Source organism: Serratia sp. CY27727 (assembly GCF_052169275.1).
Lineage (GTDB): Bacteria > Pseudomonadota > Gammaproteobacteria > Enterobacterales > Enterobacteriaceae > Serratia > Serratia sarumanii.
Genome location: NZ_JBJNLB010000015.1, coordinates 40,945 through 57,750 on the forward strand (window position 1 = coordinate 40,945; position 16,806 = coordinate 57,750).

The following is a 16,806-nucleotide window of genomic DNA, read 5'->3' on the forward strand; positions in this document are numbered from 1 at the left end:
TCTTATGCAGGAACCGCTGAATACAGCGGCGAAGCCGGTAAAAACAGTTCGGTCAGCAACAGCGGTTTGCCCGCCAGCCGCAGCCGTGAACGGCGCGCCCACAGCGCGTCCTGCCGGCCGATATGAATATAGTCGCGGGTCAGCTCGCCGCTGCTGAACAGGTAGCGCCCCAGCGGCAGCGTGCCCAGATCCACCAGCGCCTGGTCGGGGCCGGTCAGCGTATTTTCCGGGATCACCGTGCGCCCCAGCAGCCAGGGCTGGTCGTCGCCCAGCAGCACCACTTCGCGCAACCAGTAGCGCGGGCTGTCGGGCAGGTGCTTCGCCTCGTCGCCCAGCGCCTCGCGCGTGACGAAGCATTCGCGCTGCGGTTCGACGCGTACCTGGGCGCAATGGCGTTCAAATCGGCGGGTCATGGAGCCTAACTCCATCAGCCAGTCGCTGACGGCGGCGGGCGCCGGAGGATCCTGTTCGGACAACCACTCCAGCGGCGGCAGGATGGAATCCCTGATGCCAGACATTGCTTTACTCCTCGCCTGAACCGCAGCCGGTACGGCGCGCCAGACGATACAAACTGTTAACAGGCCCCCATTGTAGCGCAGAAATGCGAAAGCGGCAGGCTGATTCGTGGCGAAAACGGCAGGCCTATCGGCCGGAAAAACCGGGGTTCTGTCATCTTTTTGCCATCCGTATTCTCTATCTTCGTTCCCCGGCACGATGACGATTCTGTGATCGCCTGCAAAGTTTCATCTTTGTCGCGTTGTTTTATCTACGCGCGTAGATACTCTGACACCGCAGCGTTGAATCGCCATGCGTCCGACATCATTTGTCGGCACACCTTTGTTGCCGGCACCAGGGAAACCATCTTTAACCGCGCCCCTCCAGGCGCAGAACAAAAGAGGATAGCACCGTCATGAGCGAAACAACGCTTGCCACTCCACAGACCGCCGACGCCGCGCTGGCGGCCGATGAACGCCTGGCAACCAAAGAGGGGCGCAGCCAATTTTGGCGCGCCACCTTCTCCTGCTGGCTCGGCACCGCCATGGAATACGTCGACTTCGCGCTGTACGGCCTGGCGGCCGGCATGGTGTTCGGCGATGTGTTCTTCCCCGAGGCCACGCCGCTGGTCGCCCTGCTGGCCAGCTTCGCCACCTACTCCGTCGGTTTCGTCGCGCGGCCGATCGGCGCGCTGGTGTTCGGCTGGATCGGCGATCGCAAAGGCCGCCGCGTGGTGCTGATCACCACCGTGGCGCTGATGGGCATTTCCACCACGCTGATCGGCCTGATCCCCTCCTATGCGCAAATCGGCGTCTGGGCGCCCACCTGCCTGGTGATCCTGCGCTTCGCGCAGGGGTTCGGCGCCGGTGCGGAGCTGTCCGGTGGCGCGGTGATGCTGGCGGAATACGCGCCGGCCAAGCGGCGCGGGCTGGTGGCCTCGATCATCGCCATCGGCTCCAACAGCGGCACCCTGCTGGCGTCGCTGGTATGGCTGCTGGTGCTGCAGCTCGACAAGGAAGATCTGATGAGCTGGGGCTGGCGCATTCCGTTCCTCGCCAGCATTCTGATCGCCGGGGTGGCGCTGTACCTGCGCCGTCACGTGCGCGAAACGCCGGTGTTCGAGCGCGAGCTGCAACAAAACCACCAGCGCATGCTGGACGCCGCTCAGGCCGCGCCGGACTCACGCAGCTACCTGCAGCGCACCAAAGCGTTCTGGGTGATGCTCGGCCTGCGCATCGGCGAAAACGGCCCCTCCTATCTGTGCCAGGGCTTTATCGTCGGCTACGTCGCCAAGGTGCTGATGGTCGATAAATCGGTGCCGGCGCTGGCGGTGCTGATTGCCTCGCTGTGCGGTTTTCTGGTGATCCCGCTGGCCGGCTGGCTGTCCGATCGCTTCGGCCGCCGCGTCACCTACCGCTGGTTCTGCCTGCTGCTGGTGCTGTACGCCTTCCCGGCGTTCTGGCTGCTCGACAGCCGTGAACCGGCGATCGTCATCTCGGTGATCGTGGTCGGAATGTGCATCGCATCGCTGGGGATCTTCGGCGTGCAGGCGGCCTACGGCGTCGAACTGTTCGGCGTGAAGAACCGCTACTCCAAGATGGCGTTCGCCAAGGAGCTCGGCTCGATCCTCTCCGGCGGCACCGCGCCGCTGATCGCCACCGCGCTGCTCTCCGGCTTCGGTCACTGGTGGCCTGTCGCCGCCTATTTTGTTGTAATGGCGGGCATCGGCTTAATCACCACCTTCTTTGCTCCCGAAACCCGCGGCCGCGATCTCAACCTGCCGCAGGATGCCGCGTAGCGAGAAGGCGAACAGGATCTCAATTTGGATAATCACTCCGCGCGACGCGTTACCCGCGCCGACGTGGCCCGCGTAGCGGGCACCTCCGTCGCCGTGGTCAGCTACGTGATCAACAACGGCCCGCGCCCGGTGGCGGAAGCCACCCGGCTGCGCGTGCTGGCGGCGATCGAGCAGACCGGCTACCGGCCGAACGACATCGCGCGGGCGCTGGCCTCCGGCAGCACGCAAACCTACGGGCTGGTGGTGCCGGATATTTCCAACCCGTTCTTCGCCACCCTGGCGCGGGCGCTGCAGCAGGAAGCCTTCAGCCGCGGCCGCGTGCTGCTGCTGGGCGATGCCGGCGACGATCGTCAGCGCGAGTATGAGCTTATCAACAACCTGCTGCGCCGCCAGGTCGACGGCCTGCTGTACACCAGCGTCGATCGCCACCCGTGGTTCGATCTGATCCGCGCTTCCGGCACCCCCTGCGTGATGATAGACACCATCGACAGCCAGGCCGGCGTCTGCGCCATTCGCGTCGACGAGCGCGACGCCGCCTGCCAGGCGACCCGCCATCTGCTGCAGCACGGCTATCGCGACATCGGCATTTTTATCGGCCCACTGACCATGCTCAACGCGCAGGATCGCCTGAACGGCTGGCGCGATGCGCTGCTGGAGGCGGGCATCGCGCCACGCGACGCGTGGATTTTCGAAGCGCCCTACACCCGCCAGGGCGGTTACCAGGCCACCCAGCGTCTGGTGCAAGGCCCGCGACCGCGCGCCGTTTTCACCTCCAACGAGCAGCAAGCGCTCGGCTGCCTGTCGGCGCTGGCGGAGCATGGGCTGCGCGCGCCGGACGATCTGGCGCTGATCTGTTTTAACGGCACGCAACAATCCGAATTCAGCGTGCCGCCGCTCAGCGCGGTCGAGCAGCCGATCGACGCCATGGCCAAGCGGGCCATCGCCATGCTGGCCGCCGGCGCCGCGCCCGCCGAGCTGCATGAATTCGCTTTTCAACTGCGCATCCGCCGTTCGTGCGGCTGTTAGCGGTTTTTCAGGACACCTTATATGCGTTTAATCATTGATTGCGATCCCGGCAACGGCGTTCCCGGCGCCAACGTCGACGACGGCCTGGCGCTGGCCCTGGCGCTGGCGGCCAAACCGCAGCTGCAGCTGGAGTTGATCAGCATCGTGGCCGGCAACACCCCGCGCGAAGTGGGCTTCACCGTCGCCACCGATCTGCTGGCACAGAGCGGTTATCAGGTGCCGGTCGCTCTCGGCGCGGCGCGCGCCCTGAGCGAACCGCCGGAGCCGTGGCGCGCACACCTGGACCGCCCGATCGCCGATCCTAAGCTGGCGGCGCTGTGGCGTGACCTGCCCGCGCCCTCGCTGGCCAACGCGCCTGTGCCGGACGCCGCCATCGCCATCGGCGAACTGATCTGCCGGCATCCCGGCGAGATCACGCTGGCGGCGATCGGCCCGCTGACCAACGTTGCGCACGCCATGCAGCTTTACCCGCAGATGGCGCAGGCGGTGAAAGAGATCGTGATCATGGGTGGCGTGTTCAACGTTGAGGGATATATCAAGGACACCAATTTCGGCCTGGATCCGGAAGCGGCGCGGCTGGTGTTGAACAGCGGCGCCGCTATCACGCTGGCGCCGCTGGATGTCACCACTCAGACCATGCTGACCCAGGCGGATCTGGCCGCGTTGACCCAGCCGGATACCCCGCTGTGCCGCTATTTGCGCGCCACGACGCAGCCGTGGATCGACTATTCGCGCCATACGCGGCACCTGCCGGGCTGCTGGATCCATGATGCGCTGGTGATCGCCTGGCTGCTGGCGCCGCAGCTGGTCACCACCGAGATGTTTCATGTGGATGTGGCGCTGGAAGGGGCGTTGACGCGCGGCAGCTCACGCCGCTGGCGGCCGGACAGCCTGCGCCTGACGGTCGGCATGCCGGCGCCGCAGGGCAAGCCGGTGCGCGTCATGCAGCAGGTGGACAACGCCCGTCTGCTGGCGTTGATCGGCGCAACGCTGGCCCGCGGATGAAAAAAGGTGCGCCAAAGCGCACCAATCATCGAGCCAGCATCGGCAGCGCCGGGTGTTACCCCTTGCCTTTAACGCTGCTGATAAACGTTTTACGCGCGGTGGTCGAGCCCAGTTTCTCGGCCTCATTCATCAGCTTCAGCGCCTTATCGATATCGCCCGCCTTCACCGCCTGCTTGATGCCGTTATTGAAGTAGCTTTCGGTATCGTTGAGCATCGGCTCCGCCGGTTTCTCCGGCGCAGGCGCAGGCGCCGCCACGGCGGCAGGGGCGGTCGAGCCCACCACCACCGGCGCCACGGTCGGCGCAGGCTGCAGCATGCCGATCATCACGTTGCCGGTGCCCTGTTCCGCGGTCACCTTAAGCTTCAGCGTGCCGGTCGTCGCGTGGCCGGCGATCGGATCCGGGATATCCGGCACCGCGTTGCCCACGCCCTGCGCGTAGGCCTTGGCCGGGTTGGTCAGCTGCGTGGTTTTCGCCAAGTCCTGGCGGGTGGTGTACACCAGCAGGTAAATCTGTTTTTGACCGAGCGCCGGCGTCAGTTTCAGCGTGCCTTCGAGGCGATCGGAGGACATCGCCCCCGGCGGCTGATACGGGAAATAGCTGCTCGGGTAATACGCCGCCGGGCGCAGATGCTCATCCAGCACCAGCACGCTCGGCGCGTACAGCGAATTGTTTTTGGCGAGGCTGCTCAGCGTCACTTCCAGCGAACCGCGATCGGCCGGCAGCGTATAGGCGGCGATCGCCCCCTGAATTTCGCCCTGATTGAGCTGCGGGCTGACGGCGTCGAGCTTCACCTCTTGCGACACCGGCGGCTGCAGCGGCTGCCACGGCAGGCTTTGCAGCGTGGCGGCGCTGATGGCCGGCGCGACGGAAACGTTGGCCGGCGTGTCGGCGTTGGCCGCCAAAGGCGCGCCGACGGTCAGCGCCAGCGACAGGCAGAGTGACAGCAGATTCTTTTTCATCGTTATATCCTCTTTCAGCGCCGCGGCGGATCAGGCAAGAGATCCGGCCGCGGCGAATGCGGTTGGGGGAGAGCCGATGGCCCTCCCCGCCCTGTCGTCGTTACCACCAAATTTCCATCTGGGCGCCGAAGGTGACTTCGTCATCCTTGCCGCGGCTGAAGGTATGCATGCTGGTGTCGTTGTAAGCGGTGCCGGTGTTATACCCGGTGTCGTCACCGGTGGCGTAGCCCCACTTCTCATCCCACTTGGCGTAGGTGGCGAACAGACGGATGGCCGGACGCGACCAGATGCTGTTGCCCGCCTGCCACTGCTGCGCCAGGGTCACTTTATACTGGCCGTTGCGATCGCCGGTGCGCTGGGATTTGACGTTGTCATAGCCGGCTTCCAGCAGGGTGCTCATGATCGGCGTCCATTTGTACATCGGGCGCACACCCACGGTGTACCAGGTGGTGCCGTTGTTGTTATCGCGGTCGATGTCCTGGAACATGGCGACGTACATCAGCGCCCATTGATCGTTGAAGTCGATGGCGCCGTGATCCAGCACGCGGATCATCTTGCCGTTGTTATCGATGGTGGCGCCTTCGTTGCGGCCGTTGTTCTGCGAGGTCATCGAGTCGGTGGCGTACTGCAGCACGAATTTGTTGTAGCCGTTCAGGATGCTCTGCGTGTGTTCCGCGGTGAACATCCAGCCGTCTTTGCTGGCGCCGTCGGCCAGGCGATAGTTATCCTGCGCATTGGCGCGGCCGTAGTCCACGCCCAGCTCCAGGGTGCCGCCCGGGTTCAGCTCCAGGCCGGCCAGACGCAGGTCGAAAGTGTCGTTGACGGTTGGGCGCTGTTTCCATTCGTTATCCAGGTAGCCGTAAGAGCCGCCGGATTCGGAGTTGCGGGTCACGGCGGCGGACAGCTTGCCGAAGCCCAGATCGATGTTTTCCAGACCGGCGCCCGGGCCGGAGATATCCCAGTAGTAGAAGTCGATCATGTGAACGTCATGACGCTGATAGAAGCGCTTACCGGCCCACAGCGTGGAGCCCGGCAACCAGTCGATCAGGTTTTTACCCTGCACGTTGACTTCGCGGAAGCCCGGGGTCACGTCTTCCCAGTCGGAACGTTGCGAGACCGAATAGGCCAGGTTGGTGTCGAAATAGAAGCTCTTGTCGCCTTCTTTCCACACTTCCTGCCCCAGTTTCAGTTCGGCGTAGGTTTCGCATTCGTTGCCGAGACGGTATTTGCTCGCGGCACCGGTGGCCTTGAAGCACTGTTGCTCACCGCCGCTGCCGGTCCAGCCGATGCCGGAACGGGCGTAACCGTGAAAATCCACGGCCAGCGCCTGGGTAGAGAGAACACCGGCGGCGACAGCCAGTGCCAGAGGAAGTTTGCGCAGAGTAGTCATCATTATTCTCCTGTTATACCGACTTTGATGCTTTAAACGCCCGGCTCCTGGTGCAGCCGTTTACATGCCGTACCGTCTTCACGGAACAGGTGGCAACGATGAGGCGGCAGGCCGATGGCGAATGTGGCACCTTCTTCTACCAGCACCACGTCATTCTGGCGGTACACCAGGTTTTGACGGATGGCCGGGATTTGGATGTGGATTTGCGTCTCGTTGCCGAGCTGCTCCACCACCTGTACGTCGCCGGTAAGCCGCACTTCTGAGGCTTCGCCGGGCAGCAGATGTTCAGGGCGAATGCCCAGTGACAGGTTGGCGCCGGGCTGAACGCCCTCGCCTTCCACCGGCAGCCAGACCAGCTGGCGGTTGGGCAGTTCGACCTGCACCTGTTGCGGCTGCGCCGCGGTCACCTTGACCGGCAGGAAGTTCATCTTCGGCGAGCCGATAAACCCGGCGACGAAGCGGTTGGCCGGGTAGTGGTACAATTCCAGCGGCTTGCCGACCTGCGCCACGCGACCGGCGTCGAGCACCACGATCTTGTCGGCCAGCGTCATCGCTTCGACCTGATCGTGGGTGACGTAAATCATGGTGCGCTGCAGGCGCTTGTGCAGACGGGAAATCTCGATGCGCATCTGCACCCGCAGCGCGGCGTCGAGGTTGGACAGCGGTTCGTCGAGCAGGAACACGTCCGGCTCGGCCACCAGCGTGCGGCCGATCGCCACGCGCTGACGCTGCCCGCCGGACAGCGCCTTCGGCCGCCGATCGAGCAGGTGCGCCAGCTGCAGCACCTCGGAAACCTGATTCACCCGTTGATTGATTTCCGCTTTCCTGGCGCCGGCCAGCTTCAGGCCGAACGACATGTTGTCCGCCACCGACAGGTGCGGATACAGCGCGTAGGACTGGAACACCATGCCGATGCCGCGCTCGGAAGGCGGCACCTCATTCATGCGTTTCTCGCCGATCAGCAGGTCGCCGGAGGTGATGTCCTCCAGCCCGGCGATCATGCGCAGCAGCGTCGATTTACCGCAGCCCGACGGCCCGACAAACACCACAAACTCGCCGTCTTCGATGGTCAGATTGACGTCTTTGGAAATCACGGCCTCACCGAAGGCCTTATAAACGCTGCGCAGTGTCACGCTAGCCATGCGTTACTCCCCTGCTTTCGCAGTTAACATGTCGTGTGAAAATGGCGGAGGCAAAGCCCGCCAAAACCCATTGATGACCCTCTTGCTGCGCGCCGTGCTGCCATGCCAACGGCAAGGTCGCCTCAGACGGCGCGGCCGCCTGAGTATAAGGCTGCAGGTTTATCAGCGCTTCAAGGCATTGATCCTGATGGGTAATAAGTAAGCGCACCACGCCGTCCCGCTGGCTGATCGCGTTCAATTCGCCGCGCTGGATGAGCGGCGAACGGCGCAGGGCCAACAGCGCCTGGCAGTAACGTAAGGTGGAGTGGCTGTCGTGCTGTTGGCGGCTGATGGCCAATGCGCGGTGTTCGATCGCCACCTGTTGATACCAGCTGATTTCGCCGGCGGTGACCTGTTCGGGGGCTTCATGCCACGGCATCGGCGTTTGCGCGCCGCGCGGATCCTGCAGCCCGGCGGCATGCGGCAGCCCCAGCTCCTCGCCCTGGTACAGGCAGATCGGCGCCGGCAACATCGCCAACAGCGTCAAAAAGGCGGCGGCGGAACGCAGGTCGCCCTGCCCCCAGCGGCTGACCACTCTTGGCTGATCGGCGTCGCCGGTGCTCCACAGGCTGTCCGCCAACGTGGCGCGGCGGGCGTGCAGCACCGCCACCAGCTTCTCCGCGCTGAACGGCATCACGTCCAGCGCCAGCGCGCCGTGGACGAACCGCTGCGGCGCGACGGCATTGCGAACGCGGTTGGCTTCATCGCCATACCACAGCGTCAGCCCTTCGGCCGTCACCGTCGCCTCGGCCTCCGGCGCCAGCGTCTGCGGCAGCAACAGGCCGTCGATCGACAGCGCTTTCAGGTACGGCAGCGCCGCCAGCATGCCGTGCGCGTCGCCCACACCGTCCCCGTTTCCGTCACGGAAACTGGCCGGATGGATCCGGTACAGGGTGGGCTGAGTGGCGATAGGCATTGACGACATAAATCCGGTATCCCTGCTGCGCGTGGCGTTAAAAATCAATGGGCCGATAGTGCGGGAGTCGCCGGAAAGGGTAATCATCCGTAACAGGATTTTTCATGGGGGAGGAGGCGGGAGGATGAGAGAACGACCGCGGCGATGAGAAGTTCCGCGCTTAAGGCAAATCTGTGATCCGTCTGGCAAAAATCGCCCCCCTATTTTGTGCCTGACGCCACAGAATAGAGCGCAACGTTAACTGGATCACACTCCTCATCTCAGGGGCGTAGAGGGGGGGAGGATGAGAATATGTCGCGTTGTGACCCACTATTACCGCGAAACGTCACTCCTTGATTTATGTGCCCACAAAAAGAAGGACTGGATTATGACTCGCAGCATTACCCTCGCCCGCACGCTGGCGCTCTCGGCACTGGCCACCCTGGTGCTCTCTTCTTCCGCCTTCGCCAAGATCGAGGAAGGCAAACTGGTTATCTGGATCAACGGCGACAAGGGCTATAACGGCCTGGCAGAAGTCGGCAAGAAATTCGAAAAAGACACCGGCATCAAGGTCACCGTCGAGCATCCGGACAAGCTGGAAGAAAAATACCCGCAGGTGGCCGCCACCGGCGACGGCCCTGACATCATCTTCTGGGCCCACGACCGCTTCGGCGGCTATGCGCAGTCCGGCCTGCTGGCCGAAATCCACCCGTCCAAAGCCTTCCAGGACAAGCTGTTCCCGTTCACTTGGGACGCCGTGCGTTATGACGGCAAGCTGATCGGCTACCCGATCGCCGTCGAAGCGCTGTCGCTGATTTACAACAAAGACCTGGTCAAACAGCCGCCGAAGACCTGGGAAGAGATCCCGGCGCTGGACAAGCAGCTGCGCGCCAACGGCAAGAGCGCCATCATGTGGAACCTGCAGGAACCCTACTTCACCTGGCCTATCATCGCCGCCGACGGCGGTTATGCCTTCAAGTATGAAAACGGCAAATACAACATCAAGGATGTCGGCGTCGCCAACGTCGGTTCGCAGGCCGGCCTGCAGTTCATCGTCGATCTGGTGAAAAACAAGCACATCAACGCCGATACCGATTACTCGATCGCCGAAGCCGCGTTCAACAAAGGCCAGACCGCGATGACCATCAACGGGCCGTGGGCCTGGAACAACATCGAGCAGAGCAAAATCAACTACGGCGTGACGCTGCTGCCGACCTTCAAAGGCAAACCGTCCAAGCCGTTCGTCGGCGTGCTGACCGCCGGCATCAACGCCGCCAGCCCGAATAAAGAGCTGGCGACCGAGTTTCTCGAGAACTACCTGCTGACCAACGAAGGGCTGGCGGACGTCAACAAAGACAAGCCGCTGGGCGCGGTGGCGCTGAAATCCTATCAGGAAACGCTGGCCAAAGATCCGAAGATCGCCGCCACCATGCAGAACTCGCAAAACGGGGAAATCATGCCGAACATCCCGCAGATGAGCGCCTTCTGGTACGCCGAACGCAGCGCGGTGATCAACGCCGTCAGCGGCCGTCAGACGGTGAAAGCCGCGCTGGACGACGTGCAGACCCGCATCACCAAGTAACGACGTCGTGCGGGGTGCCACGGTGCCCCGCCGTTGCTTCACAGAAAGGAACGCCCTATGCAATTCGCTCACGCCGGGACGCCTGCGCGTAAAAAATCGAAGTGGTGGCAAAGCGACGCGCTGAAATGGCTGGTAGTCAGCCTGTTCAGCCTGGTGACCTGCTACCTGATTGTGTTGATGTATGCACAGGGTGAATACCTGTTCGCCATCCTGACGCTGATCCTGGTCAGCGCCGGGCTTTACGTCTTCGCCAACCGCCGCGCCTACGCCTGGCGCTATGTGTATCCCGGCGTCGCCGGCATGGGGCTGTTCGTCCTGTTCCCGCTGATTTGCACCATCGCCATCGCCTTCACCAACTACAGCAGCACCAACCAGCTGACCTTCGAGCGCGCGCAATCGGTGCTGATGCAGCGCCAGTTCCAGAGCGGCAAAACCTTTACCTTCGGCCTCTACCCGGCGGAAAACCAGCAGTGGCGCCTGCAGCTGACGCCGCCGGACGGCGAAGCACCGCTGATCTCCGAGCCTTTCCGCCTCGACGCCGCCGCGCCGCAAACCCTGAAACTGACGGCGCAGAGCGCCGCGCCGCAGGGCGAGCGCGCCACGCTGCGGGTGATCACCCAAAACCGGCTGGCGCTGAGCCAGCTGGTGGCGCAGCTGCCCGACGGCGGTGAATTGCGCATGAGCTCCCTGCGCCAGTTCTCCGGCACCCGCCCGCTGTATGCGCTGGACCAAGACGGCAGCACGCTGACCAATAACCAGACTCAGGTGCGCTACCGGCCGAACGGCGACACCGGCTTCTATCAGGCGATCAACGCCGACGGCGGCTGGGCGCAGGAAACCCTGAGCCCGGGCTATACCGTCACCACCGGCTGGAAAAACTTCCTGCGGGTGCTGCAGGACGAGGGCATCAAAAAGCCGTTCGTGTCGATCTTCATCTGGACCATCGTGTTCTCGGTGATGACGGTGATCCTCACCGTGGCGGTCGGCATGGTGCTGGCCTGCGTGGTGCAGTGGGAGGCGCTGAAAGGCAAGGCGATCTACCGTGTGCTGCTGATCCTGCCCTATGCGGTGCCGTCATTCATCTCGATCCTGATCTTCAAAGGTTTGTTCAACCAGAGCTTCGGCGAGATCAACATGATGCTCAGCCATCTGTTCGGCATCAAACCGGCCTGGTTCAGCGATCCGCTCACCGCCAAGAGCATGATCCTGATCGTCAACACCTGGCTCGGCTACCCGTACATGATGATCCTGTGCATGGGGCTGCTGAAGGCGATCCCGGACGATCTGTACGAGGCCTCGGCGATGGACGGCGCCAACCCGTGGCAAAACTTCTTCCGCATCACCTTACCGCTGCTGATCAAGCCGCTGACGCCGCTGATGATCGCCAGCTTCGCCTTCAACTTTAACAACTTCGTGCTGATCCAGCTGCTGACCAACGGCGGCCCGGACATGATCGGCACCACGACGCCGGCCGGCTATACCGATCTGTTGGTCAGCTACACCTACCGCATCGCCTTCGAAGGCGGCGGCGGGCAAGACTTCGGGCTGGCGGCCGCCATCGCCACGCTGATCTTCCTGTTGGTGGGCGCGCTGGCGATCCTGAATTTGAAAGCCAGCAAGATGAACTTCGATTAGGGAGAATGACGATGGCCATGGTTCAACCCAAATCCCAGCGCCTGCGCCTGTGGATCACCCATATTTTGATGCTGTGCTTTATCGCCCTGATCATGTTCCCGCTGTTGATGGTGGTCGCCATCTCGCTGCGCTCCGGCAACTTCGCCACCGGCAGCCTGATACCGGAAACCCTCTCCTGGGATCACTGGCGGCTGGCGCTCGGCTTTAGCGTCACCCACGCCGACGGCAGCGTGACGCCGCCGCCGTTCCCGGTGCTGCTGTGGCTGTGGAACTCAGTCAAGATCGCGGCGATCACCGCCATCGGCATCGTGACGCTGTCTACCACCTGCGCCTACGCCTTTGCCCGCATGCGCTTTCGCGGCAAGAGCACGTTGCTGAAAAGCATGCTGATCTTCCAGATGTTCCCGGCGGTGCTGTCGCTGGTGGCGCTGTACGCCCTGTTCGATCGCCTGGGCCAGTACATTCCGTTTATCGGCCTGAATACCCACGGCGGCGTGATCTTCGCCTACATGGGTGGCATCGCGCTGCACGTCTGGACCATCAAGGGCTATTTCGAAACCATCGACAACTCGCTGGAAGAGGCGGCGGCGCTGGACGGCGCCACGCCGTGGCAGGCGTTCCGTCTGGTGCTGCTGCCGCTGTCGGTGCCGATTCTGGCGGTGGTGTTCATTCTGTCGTTTATCGCCGCCATCACCGAAGTGCCGGTGGCGTCGCTGCTGCTGCGCGATGTGAACAGCTACACGCTGGCGGTGGGAATGCAGCAATATCTCAACCCGCAGAACTACCTGTGGGGCGACTTCGCCGCCGCCGCGGTGCTGTCGGCGATACCGATCACCGCCGTGTTCCTGCTGGCGCAGCGCTGGCTGGTGGGCGGCCTGACGGCCGGCGGCGTGAAGGGGTAATTTGTGCCACTGCAGTGCGTTTGATGTCTTTCCTTATCTTTTACCCTATGGATTTCAAGTTACAGCGAGTGCAGTCAACAACGCTGTAGCTTGAAAGACGACGGGTAATGATATCCTGTGTCTTCGGCGGCCTTGGGCCGCCATTTTTATCGCTACTCTCGTTTCAGCCGGTCGGTATTAGCCAGATAAAGCGTCACCACCAGCACCAATATCGCCGCGGCGTAGATCAGGGTATCGATAGGGTTTTTGTGGTCCACGATAATCAAACGAATAATCGCGGTAATGCCAATGTAAATAAAATAGCGCAGCGGGAAATGATAACCCGACTCAAAATACTTGACGATCAAGGCGATAAATTCAAAGTACAGGAAATAAATCACAATGCCTTCAATCAACAGGTAAGAGGACGACTCTTCGCTGTTGATAAATAACACCTTCGCCAGGTGGAGGGTTTCCTTGACCAGAAACACCACCAGAATGGCCGCCAGCAGTAGCAAGCCCACGTTCAGCACCCGCTGCAGCCCCTTCGCTATCATTATAGAACGCGACGTTTTTGCCATAAAACCTCTCTCTGAATACCGCGTATATGATTCAACCGTGCCAATATAGGCATTGTCCTAAAAATTCCGCCCCTCGCGAAAGCACTTTAAACCCCATTTAATTCATCACGTTATAATAAGATGTTTCTGACTTATAGATTTGTAGCAAATCGAAATGTCAACTATCATGGGTCACAGAGATCTTTACATAAAACCAATAACCTCGAATTAACAAGGGAATTCTTTATGCGCGCTAAACTTAACGGACTGGTCGCTGCGGGCCTGTTTACCTGTGCATTGTCCGGCCACGCCGCCGGCCTGGTAGCCCCTGACAACGATCTGCGTAACGATCTCGCCTGGCTGTCTGACCGCGGCGTCATCAACGTCAGCCTGTCCACCTGGCCGCTGAGCCAGGAAGAGATCAGCTCCGTTATCGCGCAGGCCAAGCCGGTGACCAACACAGAGAAAAACGTTATCGACCGCGTACAACGCCGCGTCGATGCCCTGAAAGCCAACATTCGCGTCAGCGGTTACGCCTCGACCGATAAACCCGGCACCCCGCAGGGCTTCGGCCAAAACGAATACGCCGACGATCGCCTGACCATCGGCGCCGGCGCCAACGGCGAGTTCTGGGACGTGCGTCTGCAGGGCTCGGTGGAAGGCGATCAGCGCGTCAGCGACGGCTCCAAATTCAACATGAACGGCTCCTACGGCGCGGTGAAAATCTGGAACCAATGGCTCTCCTTCGGCGAGGTTTCCCAGTGGTGGGGCCCGGGCTACGACGGCAGCCTGATCCGCTCCGACGCCGCGCGCCCGGTGGCCGGCTTTATGCTGCAGCGCGCCGACCAATCGCCGTTTGAAACCCCATGGCTGTCGTGGATCGGCCGCTGGCAATACCAGTTGTCCGCCGGCCAGCTGTCGCAGTACAGTTCAGTCCCGCACACCAAACTGATTGGCGGCCGTTTCACCATGATGCCGACCGACTTCCTGGAGCTGGGCGCTTCACGCATCATGATGTGGGGTGGTGAAGGCCGACCGCAGTCGTGGAGCTCGTTCTGGGACGGCTTCACCGGTAAAGATAACGATGATTCAGGTAAAGGCAACGATCCAGGCAACCAGCTCGCCGGTTTCGACTTCAAACTGAAAATGCAGCCGCTGATCGGCCTGCCAGTCAGCCTGTATGGTCAATTGGTGGGTGAAGATGAGGCAGGCTATCTGCCATCGCAAAACACCTATCTGCTCGGACTGGAAGGCCACCCAGAATGGGGTCCGACGACCATCAACTGGTATATCGAAGGGTCAGACACCCGTTCAGATATGAGCCGCAAAAACTATGTGTACACACATTATACCTATAAAGGCGGCTACTACCAGCAAGGTTACCCGCTGGGTCATGCGATGGGCGGCGACGGCCAGATGCTGTCCGGCCGCGTGGAAATGGTGCTGGATGACGGCCAGCGTTGGAGCACCCGCGTGGTTTACGCCAAGGTGAACCCGCTGAGCCAAAGCATCAACCAGGCCTTCCCGAAATCCGATACGCTGAAGGGCATTCAGCTCGGCTGGGGTTACACCTTCCCGTCACAGGTTAAGTTCGATACCAGCCTGTGGTACACCGACAACGATCACAGCACCGCCGACGACGTGGGTGCCGGCGTCAGCTTCGAAGTACCCATCAACCTGTAATTTTTTGCAGACGTAAAAAAACCCGCCGCGGCGGGTTTTTTATTGGCTTCAGCTCAGGCGCTTAGCGCCATTCCTTGAAGCGGTTGATCAGCGCATTGGTCGAGCTGTCGTGGCTGCTGATTTTCTCGCTGCCCGCCAGTTCAGGCAGGATACGGTTAGCCAGCTGTTTGCCCAGCTCCACGCCCCACTGATCGAAGGTGAAGATGTTCAGGATCGCGCCCTGGGTGAAGATCTTGTGCTCGTACAGCGCGATCAGGCTGCCCAGGCTGAACGGGGTGATTTCGCGCAGCAGGATCGAGTTGGTCGGGCGGTTGCCTTCAAACACTTTGAACGGCGCCACGTGCTTGACCTGCTCAGGGGTTTTACCCTGCGCCGCGAACTCGGCCTCCACCACGTCCAGCGACTTGCCGAACGCCAGCGCTTCGGTCTGGGCGAAGAAGTTGGACAGCAGTTTGGCGTGATGATCGCCCAGCGGATTATGGCTGATGGCCGGCGCGATGAAGTCGCAAGGCACCAGCTTGGTGCCCTGGTGGATCAACTGGTAGAACGCATGCTGGCCGTTGGTGCCCGGCTCGCCCCAGATGATAGGGCCTGTCTGATAATCCACCGGATTGCCGTTGCGATCGACGTACTTGCCGTTGGATTCCATGTTGCCCTGCTGGAAGTAAGCGGCAAAACGGTGCATGTACTGATCGTACGGCAGAATGGCTTCGGTTTCGGCGCCGAAGAAGTTGTTGTACCAGATACCGATCAGCGCCAGCAGCACCGGCAGGTTCTTCTCCGCCGGCGTTTCGGCGAAGTGCTTATCCATGGCGTGCGCGCCGCTCAGCAGCTGCTCGAAGTTGTCATAACCGATGGACAGCGCGATCGACAGGCCGATCGCCGACCACAGGGAGTAACGGCCGCCCACCCAGTCCCAGAACTCGAACATGTTGTCGGTATCGATGCCGAACTCAGCCACCGCTTTGCCGTTGGTGGACAGCGCGGCGAAGTGCTTGGCCACGTGTTGTTGATCGGCGGCGCTGCTCAGGAACCAGTCGCGCGCGCTGTGGGCGTTGGTCATGGTTTCCTGAGTGGTGAAGGTTTTGGAGGCCACCAGGAACAGCGTGGTTTCCGGGTTCAGCGGCTGCAGCGTTTCGGCGATATGGGTGCCGTCGACGTTGGAGACGAAGTGCATGTTCAGGTGGTTTTTATACGGGCGCAGCGCTTCGGTCACCATGTAAGGGCCGAGATCCGAACCGCCGATGCCGATGTTCACCACGTCGGTGATCGGTTTGCCGGTGTAGCCTTTCCACTCGCCGCCGATGATGCGCGCGCAGAACTGTTTGATCTTGGCCAGCACCGCGTTCACTTCCGGCATCACGTCTTTGCCGTCGACCAGGATCGGGCTGTTGCTGCGGTTGCGCAGGGCAATGTGCAGCACCGCGCGATCTTCGGTGCGGTTGATTTTCTCACCGGCGAACATCGATTTGATGGCGCCTTGCAGATCGGTTTCTTTCGCCAGCGCCTGCAGCTTCTCCAGGGTTTCCTGCGTGATACGGTTCTTGGAATAGTCCACCAACATTTGGTCGTTGAAGGTCGCGGAGAACCTGGAGAAACGATCGCTGTCCTGGGCGAACAGGTCGGCGATCCGTACGTCTTTCATCTGTGCATAATGTTGCTGCAGGGCTTGCCAAGCAGCGGTTTGACTAGGATTGATATTTTTCATAGCAAC

The 16,806-nt window shown here is 61.7% G+C and carries 14 protein-coding genes; 7 read left to right on the top strand and 7 right to left on the bottom strand.

The genetic code is table 11. The features are described 5' to 3' along the window. Window positions 1-2: 2 nt before the first annotated feature. Window positions 3-518 (bottom strand): chorismate lyase, encoded by a 516-nt coding sequence (ubiC, locus tag ACJ8HB_RS23230; protein WP_033636208.1) that lies wholly within the window; start codon window positions 516-518, stop codon window positions 3-5. A 392-nt stretch (window positions 519-910) separates the two neighbouring features. Here ubiC and ACJ8HB_RS23235 point away from each other — a divergent pair, with 392 nt between their 5' ends. From ACJ8HB_RS23235 to ACJ8HB_RS23245, 3 genes are read left to right on the top strand one after another with little or no spacing between them, the layout of a single operon-like run. Next, window positions 911-2,293 carry an MFS transporter gene (locus ACJ8HB_RS23235; RefSeq protein ID WP_033654718.1) on the top strand — a complete coding sequence of 461 codons (1,383 nt, stop codon included), beginning with the start codon at window positions 911-913 and terminating at the stop codon, window positions 2,291-2,293. Window positions 2,294-2,317: 24 nt separating this feature from the next. Next, the gene (locus ACJ8HB_RS23240) at window positions 2,318-3,319 is read left to right on the top strand and encodes a LacI family DNA-binding transcriptional regulator (RefSeq protein WP_033649706.1); all 1,002 of its coding nucleotides are present in this window, start codon (window positions 2,318-2,320) and stop codon (window positions 3,317-3,319) included. A gap of 21 nt (window positions 3,320-3,340) precedes the next feature. Beyond that, on the top strand, window positions 3,341-4,324 hold the full coding sequence (locus tag ACJ8HB_RS23245) for a nucleoside hydrolase (RefSeq protein WP_047570357.1): 984 nt from the start codon (window positions 3,341-3,343) through the stop codon (window positions 4,322-4,324). Between the two features lie 55 nt (window positions 4,325-4,379). Here ACJ8HB_RS23245 and malM read toward each other — a convergent pair whose 3' ends face one another. The 4 genes from malM to ACJ8HB_RS23265 form a co-directional block, all read right to left on the bottom strand. After that, on the bottom strand, window positions 4,380-5,285 hold the full coding sequence (gene malM, locus ACJ8HB_RS23250) for a maltose operon protein MalM (RefSeq protein ID WP_033636212.1): 906 nt from the start codon (window positions 5,283-5,285) through the stop codon (window positions 4,380-4,382). 100 nt (window positions 5,286-5,385) lie between these two features. Next, window positions 5,386-6,675: a maltoporin gene (locus tag ACJ8HB_RS23255; protein WP_033649704.1), complete on the bottom strand. Its 1,290-nt coding sequence runs from the start codon at window positions 6,673-6,675 to the stop codon at window positions 5,386-5,388. Between the two features lie 32 nt (window positions 6,676-6,707). Then, the gene (malK, locus tag ACJ8HB_RS23260; RefSeq protein WP_033636214.1) at window positions 6,708-7,817 is read right to left on the bottom strand and encodes a maltose/maltodextrin ABC transporter ATP-binding protein MalK; all 1,110 of its coding nucleotides are present in this window, start codon (window positions 7,815-7,817) and stop codon (window positions 6,708-6,710) included. Next, window positions 7,810-8,781 carry an alpha-amylase family glycosyl hydrolase gene (locus ACJ8HB_RS23265; protein ID WP_033638605.1) on the bottom strand — a complete coding sequence of 324 codons (972 nt, stop codon included), beginning with the start codon at window positions 8,779-8,781 and terminating at the stop codon, window positions 7,810-7,812. The genes malK and ACJ8HB_RS23265 overlap by 8 nt, the downstream gene beginning before the upstream one ends. A 358-nt stretch (window positions 8,782-9,139) precedes the next feature. On the opposite strand from ACJ8HB_RS23265, the gene malE reads away from it, so the two are divergent. Genes malE through malG form a run of 3 tightly spaced genes read left to right on the top strand, consistent with a single transcriptional unit; the run spans window position 9,140 to window position 12,870 of the window. Continuing rightward, window positions 9,140-10,333, top strand: coding sequence for a maltose/maltodextrin ABC transporter substrate-binding protein MalE (malE, locus tag ACJ8HB_RS23270; RefSeq protein WP_047570355.1), 1,194 nt, complete (start codon window positions 9,140-9,142; stop codon window positions 10,331-10,333). 57 nt (window positions 10,334-10,390) lie between these two features. Further along, window positions 10,391-11,968 (top strand): maltose ABC transporter permease MalF, encoded by a 1,578-nt coding sequence (gene malF, locus ACJ8HB_RS23275; protein ID WP_047570353.1) that lies wholly within the window; start codon window positions 10,391-10,393, stop codon window positions 11,966-11,968. 11 nt (window positions 11,969-11,979) lie between these two features. Beyond that, window positions 11,980-12,870: a maltose ABC transporter permease MalG gene (gene malG / locus ACJ8HB_RS23280; RefSeq protein WP_021505147.1), complete on the top strand. Its 891-nt coding sequence runs from the start codon at window positions 11,980-11,982 to the stop codon at window positions 12,868-12,870. Between the two features lie 152 nt (window positions 12,871-13,022). Here malG and psiE read toward each other — a convergent pair whose 3' ends face one another. Continuing rightward, a complete protein-coding gene (gene psiE, locus ACJ8HB_RS23285) occupies window positions 13,023-13,430 on the bottom strand; it encodes a phosphate-starvation-inducible protein PsiE (protein WP_033636217.1) in 408 nt (135 codons plus the stop codon). A 225-nt stretch (window positions 13,431-13,655) separates the two neighbouring features. Between psiE and ACJ8HB_RS23290 the strand changes: the two genes are divergently transcribed. Further along, entirely contained in the window at window positions 13,656-15,092 is a 1,437-nt protein-coding gene (locus tag ACJ8HB_RS23290) for a capsule assembly Wzi family protein (protein ID WP_047570350.1), read from the top strand. Window positions 15,093-15,153: 61 nt separating this feature from the next. Here ACJ8HB_RS23290 and pgi read toward each other — a convergent pair whose 3' ends face one another. Further along, a complete protein-coding gene (gene pgi, locus ACJ8HB_RS23295; protein ID WP_047570348.1) occupies window positions 15,154-16,800 on the bottom strand; it encodes a glucose-6-phosphate isomerase in 1,647 nt (548 codons plus the stop codon). Window positions 16,801-16,806 lie beyond the last annotated feature (6 nt).